This window comes from Nocardia cerradoensis NBRC 101014 (genome assembly GCF_000308535.1).
Lineage (GTDB): Bacteria > Actinomycetota > Actinomycetes > Mycobacteriales > Mycobacteriaceae > Nocardia > Nocardia cerradoensis.
The window spans coordinates 1-18,909 of record NZ_BAFW01000362.1; the positions used below are offsets into that span (position 1 = coordinate 1).

14 protein-coding genes and 1 pseudogene are annotated in these 18,909 nt (G+C 68.8%); 7 read left to right on the plus strand and 8 right to left on the minus strand.

Annotation, left to right across the window (positions count from 1 at the left end; all coding sequences use genetic code 11):
• The 3 genes and pseudogenes from ON23_RS30760 to ON23_RS30770 all read left to right on the plus strand — a co-directional run.
• Positions 1 to 1,537 (plus strand): LCP family protein (locus tag ON23_RS30760; RefSeq protein ID WP_051043589.1); only part of this gene is annotated, 1,537 nt, incomplete at its 5' end.
• Between the two features lie 33 nt (positions 1,538 to 1,570).
• A pseudogene (lexA, locus tag ON23_RS30765) lies at positions 1,571 to 2,228 on the plus strand (transcriptional repressor LexA).
• Positions 2,229 to 2,405: 177 nt separating this feature from the next.
• Complete coding sequence (locus tag ON23_RS30770; protein WP_039782705.1) at positions 2,406 to 3,440, plus strand: alpha/beta hydrolase; 1,035 nt, start codon at positions 2,406 to 2,408, stop codon at positions 3,438 to 3,440.
• A 57-nt stretch (positions 3,441 to 3,497) separates the two neighbouring features.
• Here ON23_RS30770 and ON23_RS30775 read toward each other — a convergent pair whose 3' ends face one another.
• The 3 genes from ON23_RS30775 to ON23_RS30785 all read right to left on the minus strand — a co-directional run bounded on the left by ON23_RS30775 (position 3,498) and on the right by ON23_RS30785 (position 8,337).
• Complete coding sequence (locus ON23_RS30775; RefSeq protein ID WP_039782697.1) at positions 3,498 to 4,856, minus strand: family 1 glycosylhydrolase; 1,359 nt, start codon at positions 4,854 to 4,856, stop codon at positions 3,498 to 3,500.
• Positions 4,857 to 4,939: 83 nt separating this feature from the next.
• Positions 4,940 to 6,970, minus strand: coding sequence for a glycosyltransferase family 39 protein (locus ON23_RS30780; RefSeq protein WP_051043590.1), 2,031 nt, complete (start codon positions 6,968 to 6,970; stop codon positions 4,940 to 4,942).
• Positions 6,971 to 7,074: 104 nt separating this feature from the next.
• Positions 7,075 to 8,337 (minus strand): KasA/KasB family beta-ketoacyl-ACP synthase, encoded by a 1,263-nt coding sequence (locus ON23_RS30785; RefSeq protein ID WP_039782698.1) that lies wholly within the window; start codon positions 8,335 to 8,337, stop codon positions 7,075 to 7,077.
• A gap of 262 nt (positions 8,338 to 8,599) precedes the next feature.
• On the opposite strand from ON23_RS30785, the gene ON23_RS30790 reads away from it, so the two are divergent.
• Complete coding sequence (locus tag ON23_RS30790) at positions 8,600 to 8,881, plus strand: hypothetical protein (RefSeq protein ID WP_143859951.1); 282 nt, start codon at positions 8,600 to 8,602, stop codon at positions 8,879 to 8,881.
• Between the two features lie 108 nt (positions 8,882 to 8,989).
• Positions 8,990 to 10,489: a flavin-containing monooxygenase gene (locus ON23_RS30795; protein WP_039782700.1), complete on the plus strand. Its 1,500-nt coding sequence runs from the start codon at positions 8,990 to 8,992 to the stop codon at positions 10,487 to 10,489.
• 64 nt (positions 10,490 to 10,553) lie between these two features.
• On the opposite strand, the gene ON23_RS39005 is transcribed toward ON23_RS30795, so the two are convergent.
• The 3 genes from ON23_RS39005 to ON23_RS30805 all read right to left on the minus strand — a co-directional run bounded on the left by ON23_RS39005 (position 10,554) and on the right by ON23_RS30805 (position 13,687).
• Complete coding sequence (locus tag ON23_RS39005; protein ID WP_218001134.1) at positions 10,554 to 11,030, minus strand: enoyl-CoA hydratase/isomerase family protein; 477 nt, start codon at positions 11,028 to 11,030, stop codon at positions 10,554 to 10,556.
• Entirely contained in the window at positions 11,030 to 12,247 is a 1,218-nt protein-coding gene (locus ON23_RS30800; protein WP_218001135.1) for a formyltransferase family protein, read from the minus strand. Before ON23_RS30800 ends, ON23_RS39005 begins: the two co-directional genes overlap by 1 nt.
• Positions 12,248 to 12,352: 105 nt before the next feature.
• On the minus strand, positions 12,353 to 13,687 hold the full coding sequence (locus ON23_RS30805; RefSeq protein WP_039782701.1) for a family 1 glycosylhydrolase: 1,335 nt from the start codon (positions 13,685 to 13,687) through the stop codon (positions 12,353 to 12,355).
• A gap of 166 nt (positions 13,688 to 13,853) precedes the next feature.
• On the opposite strand from ON23_RS30805, the gene ON23_RS30810 reads away from it, so the two are divergent.
• Entirely contained in the window at positions 13,854 to 16,154 is a 2,301-nt protein-coding gene (locus tag ON23_RS30810; RefSeq protein ID WP_039782707.1) for a molybdopterin-dependent oxidoreductase, read from the plus strand.
• Positions 16,155 to 16,217: 63 nt separating this feature from the next.
• Here ON23_RS30810 and ON23_RS30815 read toward each other — a convergent pair whose 3' ends face one another.
• Both ON23_RS30815 and ON23_RS30820 read right to left on the minus strand, forming a co-directional pair.
• Positions 16,218 to 16,859, minus strand: a complete 642-nt coding sequence (locus ON23_RS30815; protein ID WP_039782702.1) for a LysE family translocator — start codon at positions 16,857 to 16,859, stop codon at positions 16,218 to 16,220.
• Positions 16,860 to 17,019: 160 nt separating this feature from the next.
• Positions 17,020 to 17,985 (minus strand): SDR family oxidoreductase, encoded by a 966-nt coding sequence (locus tag ON23_RS30820; protein ID WP_051043591.1) that lies wholly within the window; start codon positions 17,983 to 17,985, stop codon positions 17,020 to 17,022.
• Positions 17,986 to 18,108: 123 nt separating this feature from the next.
• Here ON23_RS30820 and ON23_RS30825 point away from each other — a divergent pair, with 123 nt between their 5' ends.
• On the plus strand, positions 18,109 to 18,717 hold the full coding sequence (locus ON23_RS30825) for a TetR family transcriptional regulator (RefSeq protein WP_039782703.1): 609 nt from the start codon (positions 18,109 to 18,111) through the stop codon (positions 18,715 to 18,717).
• Positions 18,718 to 18,909: the final 192 nt, after the last annotated feature.

An 18,909-nucleotide genomic window follows, 5' to 3' on the forward strand; every position in this document is an offset into this window, starting at 1 on the left:
GAATCGCGGCGGCCGGGCCGTGCGCGTCGGTGGTCGCCTGCTGGCCGCGGTGACGGCCGTGGTCGTGGTCAGCGGCACCGGCCTGGCCTACTACACCGAGCGCAGCGTCGATCAGGGGTTCACCCGGTCCAACGCGATCAGCGAGGCCGACGCGGCCGCACTCGACGGTGATCTGAACATCCTGCTGATCGGCCTGGACACCCGCAAGGACCAGAACGGCAACGACCTGCCCAAGAACATCCTCGACCAGTTGCACGCCGGTGACGGCAGCGAAGGCGGCTACAACGCCAATTCGCTGATCCTGGTGCACATCCCGAAGGATCTGAAGAAGGTCACCGCCTTCTCCATCCCGCGCGACGACTACGTCTCGGTCTCGGGCATCCCCGGCTACGACCACGCCAAGATCAAGGAGGCCTACGGGCTGAAAAAGGCGTCGGTGGAGCAGAAGCTGGAGAACCAGGGTGTCAAGGACAAGGTCGAACTCGAACGCCAGGGCCGCGAGGCCGGGCGCGAATCGATCGTGCAGACGGTCAAACAGCTCACCGGGGTGCCGATCAACCGATTCGCCGAAATCTCGCTGGTCGGCTTCTACGACCTGGCCAACATCCTCGGCGGCGTCGACGTGTGTCTCAATCACGCCGTCGACGACGAGTACTACTCCGGTGCGGTGTTTCCCGCGGGCCGCCAGCATCTCGACGCCGCCAACGCGTTGTCGTTCGTGCGCCAGCGCCACGGCCTCGACAACGGCGACCTCGACCGCACCCACCGCCAGCAGGCATTCCTGACCTCGGTCGCCAAACAGCTCAAGGATTCCGGGACGCTGACCAATATCGGCAAACTGCAGGACCTGATCAGCGCGGCGCAGAACGACATCGTGCTCTCCCAGGGCTGGAACCTGCTCGACTTCGCCCAGACCCTCGGCCGCGCCGGATCCATCCCGATCGAATTCCAGACCCTGCCGGTGAAGGCCTACGACACCGTCGACGGCCAGGACGTCAACATCGTCGACCCGGCCGCGATCAAGAAGACCGTGCGCACCGCCTTCGGGGTGGCCGAACCACAATCCAGCGCCCCGACCACCACCCCCACCAGCACCGTCGACGTCGTCAACGCCGGCGGAGCCGGCGGAATGGCGGCCAAGGTGTCCACGGCGCTGGCAGACAAGGGCTTCCGTAAAGGCAACGTCGGCAACGCCACCTACAGCGACGGATCCAGTTCGGTCGTCTACTTCGGCTCCGGCGCCGACACCGACGCCACCCAGGCCGCCGACATGCTGGGCGGACTGCCCACGGCCGCATCGAAATCCCTCGATCCGGGGACGGTGAAGGTCGTCATCGGCAGCGATTTCAGCATGCCCGACAGCCTCACCTCCACCTCCGCGTCGACGGTGACGACCACCACCGACCCCACCACCGGGCTCACCACGACCACCAGCGGCGGCACCTCGGCATCGACCACCGCCACCACCGACGACCGCCCCGACTCCGGTAAACCGGTCACCACCAGCATCGGATCCGACATACCCTGCGTGAACTGAGGCGCCGCCGCGGCGGCCGTCTACGATTCCCGGGTGACCGGATACGACGACGCATACGACCACCTCGACACCTCCCGGCTGCCCGAACGGCAGCGGCGCATCCTCGGCGTGATCCGGGATCGCGGTGCAACGCAACGGGTATGCGCCGTCGTCGCGGGAGATCGCGGCCGCCGTCGGACTGAAATCGGGCTCGTCGGTGTCGAAACACCTGAAAGACCTCGAGGACAAGGGATTCCTGCGCCGCAGCGCCAGCGTCTCCCGGCCCATCGACGTGCGCCTGTTCCTCGCCCCCGCCGAAAGCCGTGGCGGCGAACAGGATTCGGTGACCGTGCCGGTGGTCGGCGATATCGCCGCCGGTACCCCGATTCTCGCCGAGGAACACACCGACGACCAGCTCACCCTGTCGCGGCAACTGGTCGGGCGCGGAACCGTGTTCGGGCTGCGGGTGCGCGGTGATTCGATGATCGACGCCGCGATCTGCGACGGCGACATCGTGGTCGTGCGGCAGCAACACGAGGCCCACTCCGGTGACATCGTGGCCGCCATGATCGACGACGAGGCCACCGTGAAGGTGTATCGCCGCCGCAACGGCCACGTCTACCTCGAACCCCGCAACCCGGCCTACGACGTCATCGACGGTGACCGCGCGGTCGTACTCGGCAAGGTCGTGTCGGTGATGCGGAGAATGTGACGACCTGCTCGACGCGCCCGCCGGACCGATCGCCAAACGGTTGCGGCTGAATTAGTCTGCCCAGACAGGGAACCGCGCAAGACCGAACGGGATTCGGAGGTGCACGTGGCGAGCAGTAATCGGGCGGGCAGATTTGCGGGGCGATACCGGGTGCGTCGGCGCACCCGGGTCGCGACGGTGGCGGCCGCGGCGGTTCTGGCCGCGGTATCGGCGAGCACGGCGGCGGGACCGGCCGCCGCCGCGGGCGATCCGGTCGTCGATTCCGGTGCGCCGCTGGCACATCCGGTCTCCGCCGACGGATCGAAGATCGTCGACTTCTCCGTCGTCGACGGCCGCAACGTCACCCTGCAGGTGTACTCCGCGGCCATGGACAAACCGATCACGATCAACGTGCAGCGACCCGCCGACGCCTCCACACCGCGTCCGGTGCTGTACCTGCTCAACGGCGCCGGCGGCGGTGAGGACAGCGCTACCTGGGACAACAAGGCGCCCGACGCGCTGAAATTCCTCGCCGACAAGGACGTCAACGTCGTCCAGCCCGTCGGCGGCGCCTGGAGTTACTACACCGACTGGCGCGCGCCGGATCCGAAGCTGGGCGTCAACAAGTGGAGGACGTTCTTCACCGAGGAACTGCCGCCCATCATCGACGGCGCCCTGGGCACCAACGGTCTCAACGCCATCGCCGGGCTGTCCACCTCCGGCACCTCGGTGCTGCAGCTGCCGATCGCCAAACCCGGGCTGTACAAGTCGGTGGCCGCCTACAGCGGGTGCGCCCAGATCAGCGACCCCGTCGGTTACACCGCGGTCAATCTCGCGGTCAATGTGTGGGGCGGCGGCAACACCGTGAACATGTACGGGCCGCAGAACGATCCGATGTGGGCGGCCAACGATCCCTACGTGCACGCCGACCAGCTGCGCGGGCTGAACCTGTTCATCTCCAGCGGATCCGGCCTGCCCGGACAGTGGGACACCCTCAACGGGCCCTACACGCTGCCCGGCCCGGGTGGACTGGCCAATCAGCTGGTCATCGGCGGTGTGATCGAAGCCGCGGTCAACTACTGCAGCCACAACCTGCAGGCCAAGCTCAACGGTCTCGGTATTCCGGCGACCTACGATTTCACGCCCACCGGAACCCATTCCTGGGGTTACTGGCACGACGCGCTGATCCAGTCGTGGCCGGTGCTCGCGGCCGGACTGCAACTTCCCGCCTGAGCGGCAACCGCCGGGTCCGACCGTCCGCCACGGACTGTCGGACCCGGCGGCAGGCGTTCACGGTGACGGTGTGGCAGCCGGATCCGCGCCGGGCAGCATCACCGGCTCGTCGCAACTGGCCGGCGGATCGACCTGAGAACACGCGACGGGGACGCGGGTGGGCCGGTAATCGGCGGGCACCCCGCCCGCGCGCACGAGCGCCGAAAACGCCTCGACCGCGTCGGTGGGCCGGCGCACCAGATCCGGATCCGAGGTGACATCGACGGTGTAGAGGCCGAAACGGGGCGTGTAGCTGCCCCATTCGTAGTTGTCGGTGAGGCTCCAATAGTTGTAGCCCCGCACATCGATACCGTCGGCCTTGGCGCGCTGAATCCAGTACACGGTGTCGCGCAACTGGTCGGCGCGGGTGTAGCCGTCCGGGCGGGGTTTGCCGTCCTCGGTCGGCATCCCGTTCTCCACCACATACAGTGGCTTGCCGGGGAACTGGCGAGCATAGCGGCGCAGCGCGTAGTAGACGCCCTCGGTCTGCAGCGGCAACTCCCACATCGCGGGCGTACCGGCCGAGGTCGCCGACGAACCGTCCGCGGCCGGGGTGGGGCCGAAGTAGTAGTCGACGCCGACGAAGTCGAGTTTGTCGCGCACCTGGTCGATATACGGCTGATTCACCTCGGTGTCCGTGCCGGGCACATAACCGATGTTGCTGGTGACCATCGCCTTCGGATAGGCGGCGTGAATATCGTCGTAGATCCGGTTGTGGGCCTGCGCGAGCCGGTCCATCGCCGCCGGCCACTCCTCCCGGGAGAGGGCGCCGATGCGGATCTCGGTGCCGAGATAGGCGGCCGGTTCGTTGATCGTGACCCAGATCGGATCACGAGAACCGTAGCGCTGCACCACTTTCCGTGCATTCGCCAGCCAGTCGTCGACCATGCCCTGGTTGCGCCAGCCGCCGCGGTCGGCCGCCCAGCCCGGATACACCCAGTGATCCAGGGTCAGCATCGGGGTCATGCCCGCGGCGTAGACGGCGTCGACGATCCGGTCGTAGCCGGCGAACGCCTGGTCGTCCCATTCGTCGGGATGCGGCTGCACCCGGGCCCACTCGATACTCATTCGGAAGCTCTTCGCGCCCAGCTGTGCGGCGCGCTCGATATCGTCGGCGTAGGTGTCGAGGAAACGCACCGAATCCCGATACGGTTCGGCCGCGCCGGTCGCGATGTAGCGGGTCCAGTTGCTGTCGGGGGCGTGGCCTTCGGTCTGGAACCCGGATGTGGCCACCCCCCACACGAAGTCGGGGCCCAGGGGAGCGAGGGCCGGCGCCGCCCGGCGGACGGGGTCGGCGCCCGCGTGGCCCGGCAGCAGCAGCGCGGCTGCTGCCGCCAGGCCGGTGGCCAGCACCTGGCGGCGGTTCGGCTCTCGCATCCAGCAATCGTAGCTGTGAGATTGCTGAATTCCGGTGTGCGCAAGGGCGTGTCGGGCCGGCGATCAGCCCCTCTACGCCGGGATCAGTGCGGTGGTGCGGTGAGGTCGAAAACCTCGAGCCCGCCGAGGTGTTGCGGTGTGTAATGCGCGGCCACCCACGCATAGATGTCGGTGTTGCCGACCGGATGCCACAGCTCCGGCTCTGTGCCGGCCGCCGAGGGGTCCGGCGCGGTTGCCGGGGTGGGCGTGGCGCCGGGGGATCGGTGCTGGTCGCGGGTTCGCCACGACTCCGGCAGCTTCATCTCGGGTGCCAGATAGTAGGTGATCCGGTGGTCGCGAACCAGGTCCTGGAATCCCGCCACGGTGGGGACCGGATCCTCGGAGGTGAATCCGCCGATGGCGATCACCGGTGTGCGACTGGCCAGTTCGAGCCCGGCCGCCGGTCCCGAGCGGTCGATGGCCGCCGACCACGTCGTATGCGTCGCCCGCAACATCTCCACCAGGCGCGGATCGGTGTCGGTGCCGCCCATCAGCATGCCGATCTGGCGGCGGAACGGATTCAGCGCCTGCGGCAGCTCCGGACGCGCCGGTCCGACAACCGGGCTGCCGCCGGTATGTGACTGCGGCAGCGTCGCCACCGCGTATGCGCTCGACCCGGCCGCCGCGGCGAGCACACCGGCGCCCACGGCCACCGCCACCGCGCGGGCAGGCGTCCGCCGCGACACCGCCGGCAGCACCGTCGCCAGCAGTGCGGCGGCCGCCACGACGGTCACCGCGAGGATCGACCACCGCAGCCACGGCTGCCAGTCCGGATTCCGGTCGAGCAGCACGAATCCCCAGACCCCGCCGGCCGCAACGAGTCCCGCCGCCCCGGCCCGGCCCCACGCCCGATCCCGGCACCGCCACACCTCGGCCAGCCCCAGGACGAAACTGCCGACCACCGCGGGCGCGATGGCCAGGGTGTAGTAGGCGTGCATGCCGCCTTTCATCGCCGAGAACGCCACCCCGTCGATCAGCAGCCACAGCCCGAAAACCAGTGCCGCCCCGCGCACGATATCGGTCCGCGGCGACTTCCACCGCGTGCCGAGCACGACGACGAAACCCAGCACGGCCGCGGGCAGCAGCCACGAGATCTCGAATCCGATCTCACCGGTGAACAACCGGTCCGGACCCGACCCGAAACCGCCGCTGCCGCCACCCATATGCGGCAACTCGTAGCCCGGGGGCAGTTCGAAGGGTTTGCGTCCGGCGTGGTTGTGTCCGAGGTAGCGGGCGAAACCGTTGTAACCCAGCACCAGATCCATGAACGTGTTGTCCTTGGAGCCGGCCAGATAGGGGCGCGAATCGGCGGGCCACAGAATCGTCAGCAGCACATACCAGCCCGACGAGACCACCAGCGCCACCGCCGCGGCCAGCAGATGCGCGATCCGTTTGCCCAAACCCGCCGGGGCCGCCACCAGATACGCCGCACCCAGCGCGGGCAGCACCATCAACCCCTCGAGCATTTTCGCCAGGAACGCGAAACCCAAGGCGACACCGGCCAATACGAGCCAGCGCGGGCTCGCGTGCCGCAACGCGCGCACGGTGGAGTAAGCGGCCGCGGTCATCAGCAGCACCATCACCGCGTCCGGATTGTTGAACCGGAACATCAACGCCACCACCGGTGTCAGGGCCAGCAACAGACCTGCCAGCAGGCCCGCGCCGCGGCTGCCGGTGGCGCGGACGATCGCCCCGTACATCAGCGCGACCGCCGCCACCGCCATCAACGCCTGCGGAACCAGCATGGAGGCGCTGGAGAAGCCGAACAGCTGCCCGGACAATCCCATCACCCATTGCGAGACCGGCGGTTTGTCGACGGTGATGAAGTTGGCCGGGTCCAGCGAACCGAACAGCAGCGCCTTCCAATCGCGCGACCCCGACCAGGCCGCCGCCGCGTAGAACCCGTTGCCCATCCCGTTGACGGTGATGTGCCACAGATACGCGGCCGCGGTGGCGGCCAGCAGCAGCGCGAGCGCGATCCGGTCCCGGCGCCGCGGCGGCGGCAGATCCGGATCCGGCGGACGAGCCGATTCGGGCGATACGGGCACGGCGGTGTCGGCAGTCGTCACTGTCACCGCGGGAGCGTCTCAGCCGATCCGGTGACCACCCTGTCCGAAACCTTGGAGCTTGCTGTGAGTTCGGTGCGATCGGGCGAATCGGACGCCGCAACCCGGAGTGGTCAGTACCGGCCGAACAGCACCGCCGCGTTGTGGCCGCCGAATCCGAACGAGTTGTTCATCGCGAACTCCACATCGGTGTGCCGCGGTTTGTCGCGCACGATGTCGAGGTCGATCTCGGGATCCTGGTTGTCGAGATTGAGCGTGGGCGGAATGACCTGATCACGCAGCGTCAGCACCGAGATCGCGGCCTCCAGTGCACCCACCGCGCCCACCGAATGCCCGAGCGCCGACTTCGGCGCGTACACCGCCGGGTGGGTGCCGATGGCGGCGGCGATGCCCTTGGCCTCGGCCAGATCGCCGATCGAGGTGCCCGTGGCGTGGGCGTTGACGTGATCGACATCGGCGGCGGTCACGCCCGCGGTCTCGATGGCCCGGCGCATCGCCCGCGCACACCCCAGGCCCTCCGGATCGGGGGCGACCATGTGATAGCCGTCCGCGGTCAATCCGGCGCCGAGCAGCCGGGCCAGCGGTGTCGCTCCGCGTGCCAGCGCATGCTCCTCCGATTCGACCAGCAGCAGCGCGGCCGCCTCACCGAAGACGAAACCGTCGCGATCGCGGTCGAACGGCCGCGACGCCCGGTCGGGCTCGTCGACGCGGGAACTGAGCGCGCGCGCCATGGTGAATCCGGCGATCGCCATCGGATTGATGTAGCCTTCGACCCCGCCGGCGACGACGATGTCGGCCTCGCCCAGCACGATCGAGCGCCACGCGTGCACCAGCGCCTCGTTGCCCGAGGCGCACGCCGACACCGGCGTCACCAGGCTCGCGCGCGCGCCGATCTCCAGGCCGACCACGCCCGAGACGCCGTTGGGCATGCTCATCGGCACCGCGAACGGCGACACCTTGCGGTAGCCGTGGTCGCGCATGGTGTCGTTGGCGTCGACGATGACGTCGGCGCCGCCCAGGCCGGTGCCGATGCACACGCCGAGGCGGTCCTTGTCGACCTCGGGCGCACCCGCGGTCTCCCACAGCCGGTTACCCATCGCGTACGACATCTGCTGGACGTAGCACATGCGGCGCTTGCGTACCCGGTCCAGATCGGTGGTGGGGTCGTGAATCAGTTTGCCGCCGATGGCATTCGGTAGATCGTGGCGCAGGATCTCCTCGTCGGTGAGGACCTTGATCCCGCTGGCGCCGGAAAGCAGCGCCTGCCACGTACTTTCGGTATCCGCGCCGATGGAGGTGGTGATCTCCAGCGCGGTGACGACTACCTCGCGGAAGCCGCCGTTGCGGGTGGTGAAACTGGTATCGAGCGTGCGCACGGTCGTCGATTCCTCACTGTCGGTCCCTCACTTCCCCGGACACGAAACTCGGCAGCACCCGGGACCGCCGATGACCTCGCCGCCATCGGCCGTCCGTTCCGCCACACGCGCGGTGGGTGCGCCGGGGTCAGCGTAGCCCTCCCGCCGCCCGCAGGGGTGCCAGAAACGAAGATGCCAGCAATTTGCCGCAGGGGTACCGTTGAGGGTCACGGATGGGTGCGTCCGCAGCGGTGCGCCCGACCGTACGGGCGAGGGGAAGGGCGTGCCCGAGATGACTGTCAACGCTGTTCACGACATGTTCATGGCCCAGCTGGACAACGTGGGGCCGCAGGCTCCACCGGGCGCGGGGGTGACGACGGCGCTGCTGCGAAATCTCATCTGGTTGCATTTGCTGGCAACCGCGATCGCGGTCGGTTGCTGGATCCATCTGGCAAACCGGCGTGGGGTCGCGCGGGCCACGGTGTCCCGCGTGGCCGTCGGTGTCGTCGCGATCGGGCTGGCCACCGCGGGAGCGGGGGAGATCCTGGGCGCGGCGATGCATTGACCGCGCCGCCGGTCCTGACGCGACTAGACGTAACCAGAAATAACACGTAATCTTCGGGTATCCGGACGGCGAGGTCCGGGCTGACATTCGGACGAAACGGATACCTCAATGACGCGGCATGTCGACGTGTTGATCATCGGTGCGGGCCTGTCCGGCATCGGGATGGCCTGCCATCTCAGCCGGGAGAACACCGGACGCAGCTACGCGATCCTCGAACGGCGCAGCGCGATCGGCGGCACCTGGGACCTGTTCCGCTATCCGGGCATCCGCTCGGACTCCGACATGCTGACCTTCGGCTACGGCTTCCGCCCCTGGATCGGCACCAAGGTGCTCGCCGACGGACCGCACATCCGCCAGTACATCGCCGACACCGCGGAGGAATACGGCGTCACCCGCCACATCCGCTTCGGCCGCAAGGTCGTGAAGTCGAGCTGGTCCAGCGCCGAGCAACTGTGGATCACAGAGGCGCTCGACGAACAGACCGGCGACACCGAGACCTACACCAGCAACTTCCTGGTCGGCTGCACCGGCTACTACGACTACGACAAGGGTTTCCGCCCGCAGTTCCCGGGTGAGGAGAACTTCGGCGGGCAGATCGTGCACCCTCAGCACTGGCCCGAGGATCTGGACTACCGCGGCAAGCGCGTCGTCGTCATCGGCAGCGGTGCCACCGCGATCACGCTGGTGCCGGCCATGAGCGAGGACGCCGCGCACGTGACCATGCTGCAGCGCTCGCCCACCTACATCGCGCCGCTGCCCGCCGAGGACCCCGTCGCGGTCGGCATGAAGAAGGCCAAACTGCCCGCCGCGCTGGCCTACAAGACCGGCCGCGCCCGCAATATCGCCCTGCAGCGCGCCAGCTTCGCCCTCTCCCGCAGCAACCCCGCCCTGTCGCGGAAACTGCTGCTGCAGGCCGTACGGGTCGCCGTCGGGCCCAACGTGGACATGCGTCACTTCAGCCCCAGCTACAACCCGTGGGACCAGCGGCTGTGCATCGTGCCCAACGGCGACCTGTTCAAGGTGCTGCGCAGCGGACGCGCCTCCATCGTCACCGACCGCATCGCGACCTTCACCGAAACCGGTATCCGCCTGGAATCCGGCGAGGAACTGCCCGCCGACATCATCATCAGCGCGACCGGGCTCAACGTCCAGATGCTCGGCGGCGCGGCGATCGATGTCGACGGCACCTCGATCGCGACCCGCGATCTGGTCGCCTACAAGGGCGCGCTGATGAGCGGGCTGCCCAACGCCATGATGATCATCGGCTACACCAACGCCTCCTGGACGTTGAAGGCCGATCTGGCCGCCGAATACTTCTGCCGGCTGCTCAATCACATGAAGGCCGAGGGGTATTCGACCTTCGTCGCCGAAGCCGAGGACGCCGACCGGGCGCCCGAGTCGATGATGGGCGGCGCGCTGACCTCCGGCTACATCGCCCGCGGCGACGCGGTGATGCCGCGCCAGGGCCGCCGCGGTCCGTGGAAGGTGATCAACAACTACTACCGCGACCGCGCGCTGCTGCGCAAAGCCGATCTCGAAGACGGCATCCTGCGCTTCGGCACCCGTTCGGCGGCCGCTCGCCCGGTCGCCGAATCCCGTTCCGCCTGAACCGGTTCCGGCGGAACACCGTCCGGTCGCGGCAGCGCACGGCCACGACCGGACGGCCGGGACCTCAGCCCAGCAGATACGGGGGAGTCGCCGGCGGCTTGGTGTTGGCGACGAAGTCACGCCGCAACCGGTGATAGGACTCGCCGTCGCCGAAGAAGTTGCGATGCATATGCGCCAGCTCCTCGGCCCGGTACTGCGCCAGCGGTCGCACCGCCTCGTCGGCCGCTCGGCGCTGCTTCTTCGCCAGCAGCAGATTCTGCAGTTCCGGTGCGGCCGCGAGAATTTCGGCCTCGCGGCGAACCTGTGCCCGGAACCGCTCGGTGGAGCCGTCGAACACCTTGTCCACCAAGCCCACCCGCGCCGCGGCCCGCGCGCCGACCGGTAGCGTCCGGCTGGTCAGCTGCGCGGCGACCTCCGGGCCCACCCGCTGCGGCAGCGTATAGGTCCAATACTCCGAACCGTGCAGGCCCATCAGCCGGTAGTGCGGATTGAGCACCACCGATTCCCGGCACCACACGTGATCGGCGGCCAGGGCCAGCATCACCCCGCCCGCGCGGCATTGCCCGCCAGCGCGGCGATCACCAGTTTGTCGGTGGTGGTGAGAATCGCCTCCACCACATCGTCGATCGCGTTGATATTGCGCCACGACTCCTCGGCCGGATCATCGGCCGCCTCGATCACGTTGAGATGGATACCGTTGGAGAAGAAGTCGCGCCGCGGCCCCAGCACCAGCACATCCACCGGCCGATCGCAGGCCTCGCGATAGGCGGCCAGCAGCCGCCGGCACTGCCGGGTGTCCATCGCGCCGCCGGGATAGGCGAATTCGAGATAGCCGACGCCGGCGTCCTCGTGGTAGCGCAGCTCCGACCAGGTGTCGCGCACCGCCGCCTCCGCGGGGGAGACCGGTACCTCGGGGACGCCGGCGGGCAGATCGGCGCCCAGCGCGTCGGTGGCCGGCATCTTGAACGTCACCGGTCCGCCCGGCACGCGACGCGGGCGCAGCTGCGGCAACCACACCGCACCGTCGACGGTGGCCCGGCAGATCGCGCCGTCGCGGGTCGCGATCACCGCGCCCGGCTCACCCCGCAGCCGGTCCTCGTGATGACCGCCGTGGACGAAGTATTCGCGGCCGAACAGCTCGTCCAGTACACCCGGCTGAGAATCGGCCGCGCGCAGCGTGCGGATCACGGTGGCGGTATCGGCGGTGGCCCAATCGATGCGGCGCACCTGCTGGGTCAGGAACGGCCGCAGCCGGCCGGTGACGTCGGGGCGGTCGTAGTCCAGCGGTTCGGGCACGTAGTCGCCGGATGCGAAGCGGCGCACCGCGGTCAGCACCGCCTCGACCGCCGCGTCGGACACCTCGTTGCGATACAACTCGCTCTTACCGCACGGCGCCACATCGAATCCCACCGACGCCCAGATCGGACCGGCGTCCATCTCCGCCACTGCCTGCAGCACCGTCACACCCCACCGGGTCGCACCTTCGGTGATCGCCCAGTCCAGCGACGACGGCCCCCGATCACCCATCGGACCCGGATGCACGATGAACACCGGATGTTCGGTCCACACATCCTCGGGGATCGCGGTGGTGAGCATCGGCGCCAGAATCAGATCCGGCCGGAAGCGTGCGACCCGGGCGCGGAGCAGGTCGTCGCCGAGAGCCAGCTCGACTCCGACCTCGTGATCGCGTTCTCGCAATTCGGCATGCACTCGCTGGGTGAGACTGTTGAATGCGCTGGCGACCAACAGGATGCGCACGAGCTGTCCTCCATCAGGGTGTTTCGTCGGTCCGTGACCGGACCGCAACATGTGCCCCTCCGAAACTAGCCCAGCGGCCGGTGCCCGTATACCCGGCGGGGGAGATCAGTGCGGCACGGTCACCGGATCGGCGCAGCTGCCGGGGATGTCGACCAGCGAACAGGCCACCGGGCCGCGGGTGGGACGGTAGTCCGCGGCAACACCGCCGGCCCGCGTGATCGCGCGGTAGGCGTCCACGGCGTCGGTGGGGCGGCGGGTGAGAGCGGGGTCGGTCAGCACGTCGACGGTGTACAGACCGAAACGTGGTGTGTAGCTGCCCCATTCGTAGTTGTCGGTGATCGACCAGTAGTTGTAGCCGATCACGTCGATGCCGTCGGCCTTGGCGCGCTGCAGCCAGTACACGGTGTCGCGCAGGTCGTCGCCGCGGGTGTAGCCGTCGGGACGCGGCGCGCCGTTCTCGGTCGGCATGCCGTTCTCCACCACATACAGCGGCTTACCGGGGAATCGGCGCGAATAGTATTCCAGCGCATAGTAGACGCCCTCGGGCTGCAGCGGCATCGTCCACAACCGGTCGAGGTCGTCCGGCGACAGCCGGGCCACATCCTGCGGGGTGTGACCGTAGTAGTAATCGATGCCGACATAGTCGAGTTTCGCGGCGATGGCGTCGATCATCGGGCCGTTGACCACCGGTTCCGCCGTGCCGACGATGTAGGCGAGGTTGCTGGTCACCATGGCACCCGGCTGCGCCCGGTGGATGTCGTCGTAGATGGTGTTGTGCGCCTGGATCAGTCGCTGCTGCATCGCCGGGACGTCGGCCGGCGACAACCCGCCGTTGCGGGTTTCGTTGACGATGTAGAACGCCGGTTCGTTGAAGGTGACCCACAGCGGGTTGCGAGAGGCGTAGCGCCGCACCACTGTCCGCGCGTTGGCCAGCCAGTCGTCGAGCATGGCCGGATGCGCCCAGCCGCCGCGGTCGGCGGCCCAGCCGGGGTACACCCAATGATCCAGCGTCAGCATCGGGCGGATGCCGTGCGCGGCCATCGTGTCGAGAACGCTGTCGTAGAAGGCGAATCCGGCTTCGTCCCATTCGCCCGGTCGCGGCTGCACCCGCGCCCATTCGACGCTGATGCGGTACACGCCGACGCCGAGCCCGGCGGCCAGGCCGATATCGGAGCGGTAGCCGGCGAAGAAATCGACCGCATCGTGGTAGCGGTCGTAGTCGGGATGCGTGGTCACATACCGCAGCCAGTTGCTGTCGGGCGCATGGCCTTCGCATTGGAATCCGGCGCTGGCCACACCCCACAGGAAGTCGGCGCCCAGATTCGGCACCGTGGCCGGGGCGGCCGGGCGGGCCTGGGCGAAGGCGGCGGGACCGGCCACGGCGGCGGCGGTCCCGGCGGCGAGCAGACCGAAAGCCTGGCGACGGCTGAGATTGCGCATCGAACTCCTCGGTATCCGGTGGGGGACGGTCCGGCAACGGTAACCCCGGTCACCGCTTTCGCGGGGCCGGACGCGGCGCAGTCATTCTCACCCGCAATTGGGCGAGTGTCCAGATGTTGCGGAATTCGGTCGAACACTGTCGGTACGCGCGGCTAGGGTGGCGGTCATGGTCACGCATATGACGCATTGGGGAGCGTTCGACGCCGTCAGCGACGGCGAGCGGCTGACCGCGGTACGGCCCTGGCCCGGCGATCCGGAGCCCACCCCGCTGATCGGCAATGTGGCTTCGGCGCAACATCATCCGACCCGCATCGATCGGCCCTACGTCCGGAAATCATGGCTCGACCACGGGCCGGGCGCACCCGGACGCGGCGGCGATGCCTATGTCGCGGTGAGCTGGGACCGCGCACTGGATCTGCTCAGCGGCGAATTGCGCCGCGTCTACACCGAATTCGGCCCCGAAGCCGTCTACGGCGGCTCCTACGGCTGGGCCAGCGCGGGACGTTTCCACCACGCCCAGAGTCAGCTGCACCGATTCCTGAACTGCCTCGGTGGCTACGTCCGCCACGTCAACAGCTACAGCCTGGGCACCTCCACCGTATTGCTGCCCTACGTGGTGGGGGATCTGTTCGCGCTGCTGGGACGTTTCACCGCCAAATCGGTGATCGCCGACCACACCGAACTGGTGGTCGCCTTCGGCGGTATCTCGCCAAAGAACGCCGCGGTCAATCCGGGCGGCGTCTCCCGCCACCACAACCGGGACTGGATCGAGCGGGCCCGCCGGCGCGGCTGCCGGTTCGTCACCGTCGCCCCGCTGCGCGACGACACCGCCGATATCGCGGAGGCGGAATGGATCGCCCCGCGGCCGGGCACCGACACCGCCCTGATGCTCGCGCTGGCGCAGGTTCTCGACGCCGACGGCCTGACCGACACCGCCTTCCTGAACTCCCACACCGTCGGCTACGAGCACTTCGCGCGATATCTGCGCGGCACCGCCGACGGCGTCGTGAAAGATCCCGCGTGGGCCGCCGCGATCACCGGGGTGCCGGCCGAACGCATCCGTACGCTGGCACACGAGATGGCCGCGGCCCGCACCCTCGTGACGGTGAGCTGGTCGCTGCAGCGAGCGCAGCACGGGGAGCAGCCGACCTGGCTGGGGGTGGTGCTGGCCGCCATGCTGGGCCAGATCGGATTGCCCGGAGGCGGTTTCGGTCACGGCTACGGCTCCTCGGCGAGCATCGGTGAACCCACCCGCACCCTGCCGCTGCCGCGACTTCCGCAGGGCGCCAACCCCATCGACCGCTTCATTCCCGTCGCGCGCATCGCGGACATGCTGCTCGCACCGGGCACACCGTTCCGATATGACGGGCGCGAGCTGCGCTATCCCGATATCCGGCTGGTGTATTGGGCCGGCGGCAACCCCTTCCATCACCATCAGGACCTGGCCCGCCTGCGCCGCGCGTTCGACCGGCCCGAGACCATCGTCGTCCACGACTCGTTCTGGACCGCCACCGCCCGCCACGCCGATATCGTGCTGCCGGCCACCATGACCATCGAACGCGACGACTACGGCACCGGCGACAACGACGCCATCCTGTTCCCCATGCCCGCCCTCACCCGCCCGCACGGACAAGCCCGTGACGACTACGACATCCTCGCCGAATTGTCCGAACGACTCGGCACGGGAAAGGAATTCACCGAGGGGCGCAGCACCGGCGAGTGGCTGCGGCACCTGTACCGGCAATGGTTGTCCGACCTGGGCGAACGAGGGCGGGACTTCCCCGACTTCGACCGGTTCTGGTCCGGTTCCGGCATCGACCTGCCCGTCGCCGACCCGCCGCAGGTGGTATTCGCGGACTTTCGTGCCGACCCCCGCGCGCATCCGCTGCCGACACCGTCCGGTCGCATCGAGATCTTCTCCGAGACCATCGCCGGCTACGGCTACCCCGACTGCCCCGGCCACCCGGTATGGCTCGAACCCGACGAATGGCTGGGAAGCGCCGCGGCGCACCGCTTTCCGCTGCAGCTGGTCGCCAACCAGCCGCGTACCAAACTGCACAGCCAGCTCGACGTCGGCGCGCACAGCCGATCGGTGAAGATCCGCGACCGCGAACCGGTGCGGCTGCACCCGTCGGAAGCCCGTGCGCGCGCCGTAGCCGACGGCGACATCGTGCGCCTGTACAACGACCGCGGCTCCTGCCTGGCCGGGCTCGTCGTCGACGACGCGGTCGCACCGGGCATCGCGCAGTTGTCCACCGGGGCCTGGTACGACCCGGATCCGGCCGATCCGTCGTTCTGCCGGCACGGCAACCCGAACGTGCTCACCGCCGACCGCCCCTCCTCCACGCTGAGCCAGGGCAGTACGGGCCAACTGGCGCTCGTGCAGATCGAGGCCTATCACGGCCCGGTGCCGGAGCTGACCGTGCTCACCCCACCGCCGATCGTGGCAGACCACGACAGCGTGTAACCGACTGCTGGGCAGCGACATTCGCACAGCAGGTCAGCCCGCCCGCGAGCCGATGATCCGGCGTCAGTCCTTGCGGCCGGTCAACGCCAGACTGGTACCCAGTCCGATCATCACGAGCCCACCGGCGCCGCCGACGGCGGCCAGTCGCCGTGGCGAACGCGCGAACCAGGCGCGTGCCGCTGCGGCGGTCAATGCCCAGGTGGAGTCGAAGATCAACCCGAACAACGGAATACACAAGCCGAGCACCAGCATCTGCCCCGGCACCCACCCGCCCTGGTCGACGAATTGCGGTAGCAGCGCGGCGAGGAAGACCACGGACTTCGGGTTGGCGACACCGACGACGAGGCCGTCACGCAGCATCGGGACGGCGCCACGCCGGATCTCGGGCACCTGCGTGGTGAAAGCCTCGGCCAGTCCGCCACGATGGCGGATCGCCTGGACACCCAGATAGATCAGGTAGGACGCGCCCAGGAGTTTGACCGCGGTGAACACCGTGGCCGACGCCGCGACGATCGTTCCGAGCCCGAAGGCGACCGCGGCGACCTGCAGGTAGACCCCGACCGCGTTACCGGCCACGGTGAACAGCGCCTCCCGCCGCCCGATCGTGATCGCCCGGGTGATCGCGAACAGGACGCTGGGCCCGGGAACGACGACGAGCACCAAGGCCAGCCCGGCGAATTCGAGCAGATGATCCCGCGCCACCATGCGACGACCATAACGAGCGGAAGCCGCGACCGGCCACCGCTTTCCGCGACAGCTTCCTCAGCCCGCTGCCGCGATCACCTCGCGCACCCAGTCCATCGGCACCGGCGCCAGATCGTGCGCGTCGAGCCCCACGTGGATCATGCGGCCGCAGGCGGACAGGTCAGCCGTGGCTGTGCTCGTGCGAGTCGTGCGACAGCCACACCTGTTCGGCGCGGAGGGCGGCCTGCGGGGTGAAGTAGTCGCCGGTCCGCACATCGTCGAGCAGTGTCGCGTGTTCGGGTGCCCACCCCAGCAGCGCCCGGGTGTGTTCGCTGGAGACCGGAACATCGAGGGAGAAGAACCGGGCCAGGAACGGGTTTCCCAGATGCGCGACGGCCTGTTCGAGGGTCAGCGAAGCGGTGGGGATTTCGAGCACATCCGCGATCTGCTCCGCGAGACTTCTGATCGTGACAGCGCTTTCACCGACGCCGTGCAACACGCTGCCGGCGGGAGCCTTCTCCAGCGCCAATCGGAACAACACCGCGGCGTCGGCGCGATGGACCGCGGGCCACCGATTGGCGCCGTCGCCGATGTAGGCCGAGACGCCTGCCCGCCGCGCGGCCGCGATGAGCGCCGGAACGAACCCGTAATCGCCGGGGCCGTGCACGGTCGGTGCGAGTCGGACCACGCTGGCGCGTACCCCCGCCCCGGCGAGACTCAGACAGCTCTGTTCGCCCGCGATGCGGAACGCGGCGACCGAATCAGGGTCCGGCGCGTCGAGCTCGGTGCTGACCTTCCCGGCCCTGGTCACCAAGGTGCCCGACGTGCTGACAAGGGGCTTGCCGGTGCCGGTCAGCGGCTGCCCGAGGGCCTCGATCGCGGCGCAGTCGCGGCGGGTGAGGTCATCCGGATCCGCGTAGTCGCCGCCGTAGGCCATGTGCAGGACGCCATCGGCGGCCTCCGCGCCGCTGCGCAGGCTGTCGAGGTCGTCCAAAGAGCCGCGATGCGGTGTCGCGCCCAACGATGTCAGCCGGGCGGCCGCGGCATCCGAGCGGGCCAGCCCGGTGACGGTGTGACCTGCAGCGATGAGCTCGGCGACGACAGCGGGTCCGGTCTGCCCGGAACCGCCGGTGACGAAGACATGCATGGCACCCTCCATTTTCACGCCAGTGACTGACACTAAGTAGTGTCAGTCACTGACTCTACGCGTAGCGCCAGTAACTGACGCAACGTGATGCCAGTCACTGACGCATCGCGGTAGGCTCGGCGCATGCCACGAAGCGGAGCAGAGGTACGTCACCGCCTGCAACAGGCGGCCCTCGAGCTGTACCGGGAACGAGGATTCGACCGGACCACCGCCGCGGAGATCGCCGCCTTGGCCGGGGTCAACGAGCGCACCTTCTTCCGGCACTTCCCCGACAAGCGCGAAGTGCTCTTCGACGGCGAAGCCGACCTGCGCACCACCCTCATGCAGGCAGTTGTCGAAGCACCCCAGGGGCTGGGCCCGTTCGAGGTGCTGCTGCGCGCCTTCCGGGAATCGGTTCGGAACCTGGAACGCAACCGCCCGTTCTCCGACCCGCGGCGGCAGGTCATCGCCGCGACACCGGCACTGCGTGAACGCGAACTGGCCAAGCACGCGGGGCTCACCGATGCCGTGGCGGAGGCGCTGCGACAACGGGATATCGACGCCGGTACGGCCGACTTGGCCGCCCGGACCGGTTGGGCCGCCTACCAACACGCGGTCCGAGCCTGGATCGACGACCCCGCGGACAGTCTGGACGCGCATCTGTGCCGAGCCTTCGACGACCTGCGCGGCCTCGCCGCCGACGCACCGATACGGGCGGATCGAGAGGACAAATCCGGTCCGGATCCGAGGTGAGCCGGCGGCGGCAGGGCACCGCCGACGGCTCGTGCCCATTACGGCGCCTGGAAGCCGCCGATCTTCTCCTCCAGCAGTTCGGCCAGCCGCAGCGGGGTGCGGTCCTCGAACATCGGACCGATGAGCTGCACCCCCACCGGCAGGCCCTCGGGGGAGCGGCCCGCCGGTATCGCGGTGGCGGGCAGGCCGGGC

Excerpts from the sequence above, each read along its gene's own strand:
- ON23_RS30775 (WP_039782697.1), bottom strand. The coding sequence starts at position 4,856 with ATGCGAGAGCCGAACCGCCGCCAGGTGCTGGCCACCGGCCTGGCGGCA.
- ON23_RS30795 (WP_039782700.1), top strand. The coding sequence starts at position 8,990 with ATGACGCGGCATGTCGACGTGTTGATCATCGGTGCGGGCCTGTCCGGC.
- ON23_RS39005 (WP_218001134.1), bottom strand. The coding sequence starts at position 11,030 with ATGCTGGCCCTGGCCGCCGATCACGTGTGGTGCCGGGAATCGGTGGTG.
- ON23_RS30805 (WP_039782701.1), bottom strand. The coding sequence starts at position 13,687 with ATGCGCAATCTCAGCCGTCGCCAGGCTTTCGGTCTGCTCGCCGCCGGG.
- ON23_RS30810 (WP_039782707.1), top strand. The coding sequence starts at position 13,854 with ATGGTCACGCATATGACGCATTGGGGAGCGTTCGACGCCGTCAGCGAC.
- ON23_RS30815 (WP_039782702.1), bottom strand. The coding sequence starts at position 16,859 with ATGGTGGCGCGGGATCATCTGCTCGAATTCGCCGGGCTGGCCTTGGTG.
- ON23_RS30820 (WP_051043591.1), bottom strand. The coding sequence starts at position 17,985 with ATGCATGTCTTCGTCACCGGCGGTTCCGGGCAGACCGGACCCGCTGTC.
- ON23_RS30825 (WP_039782703.1), top strand. The coding sequence starts at position 18,109 with ATGCCACGAAGCGGAGCAGAGGTACGTCACCGCCTGCAACAGGCGGCC.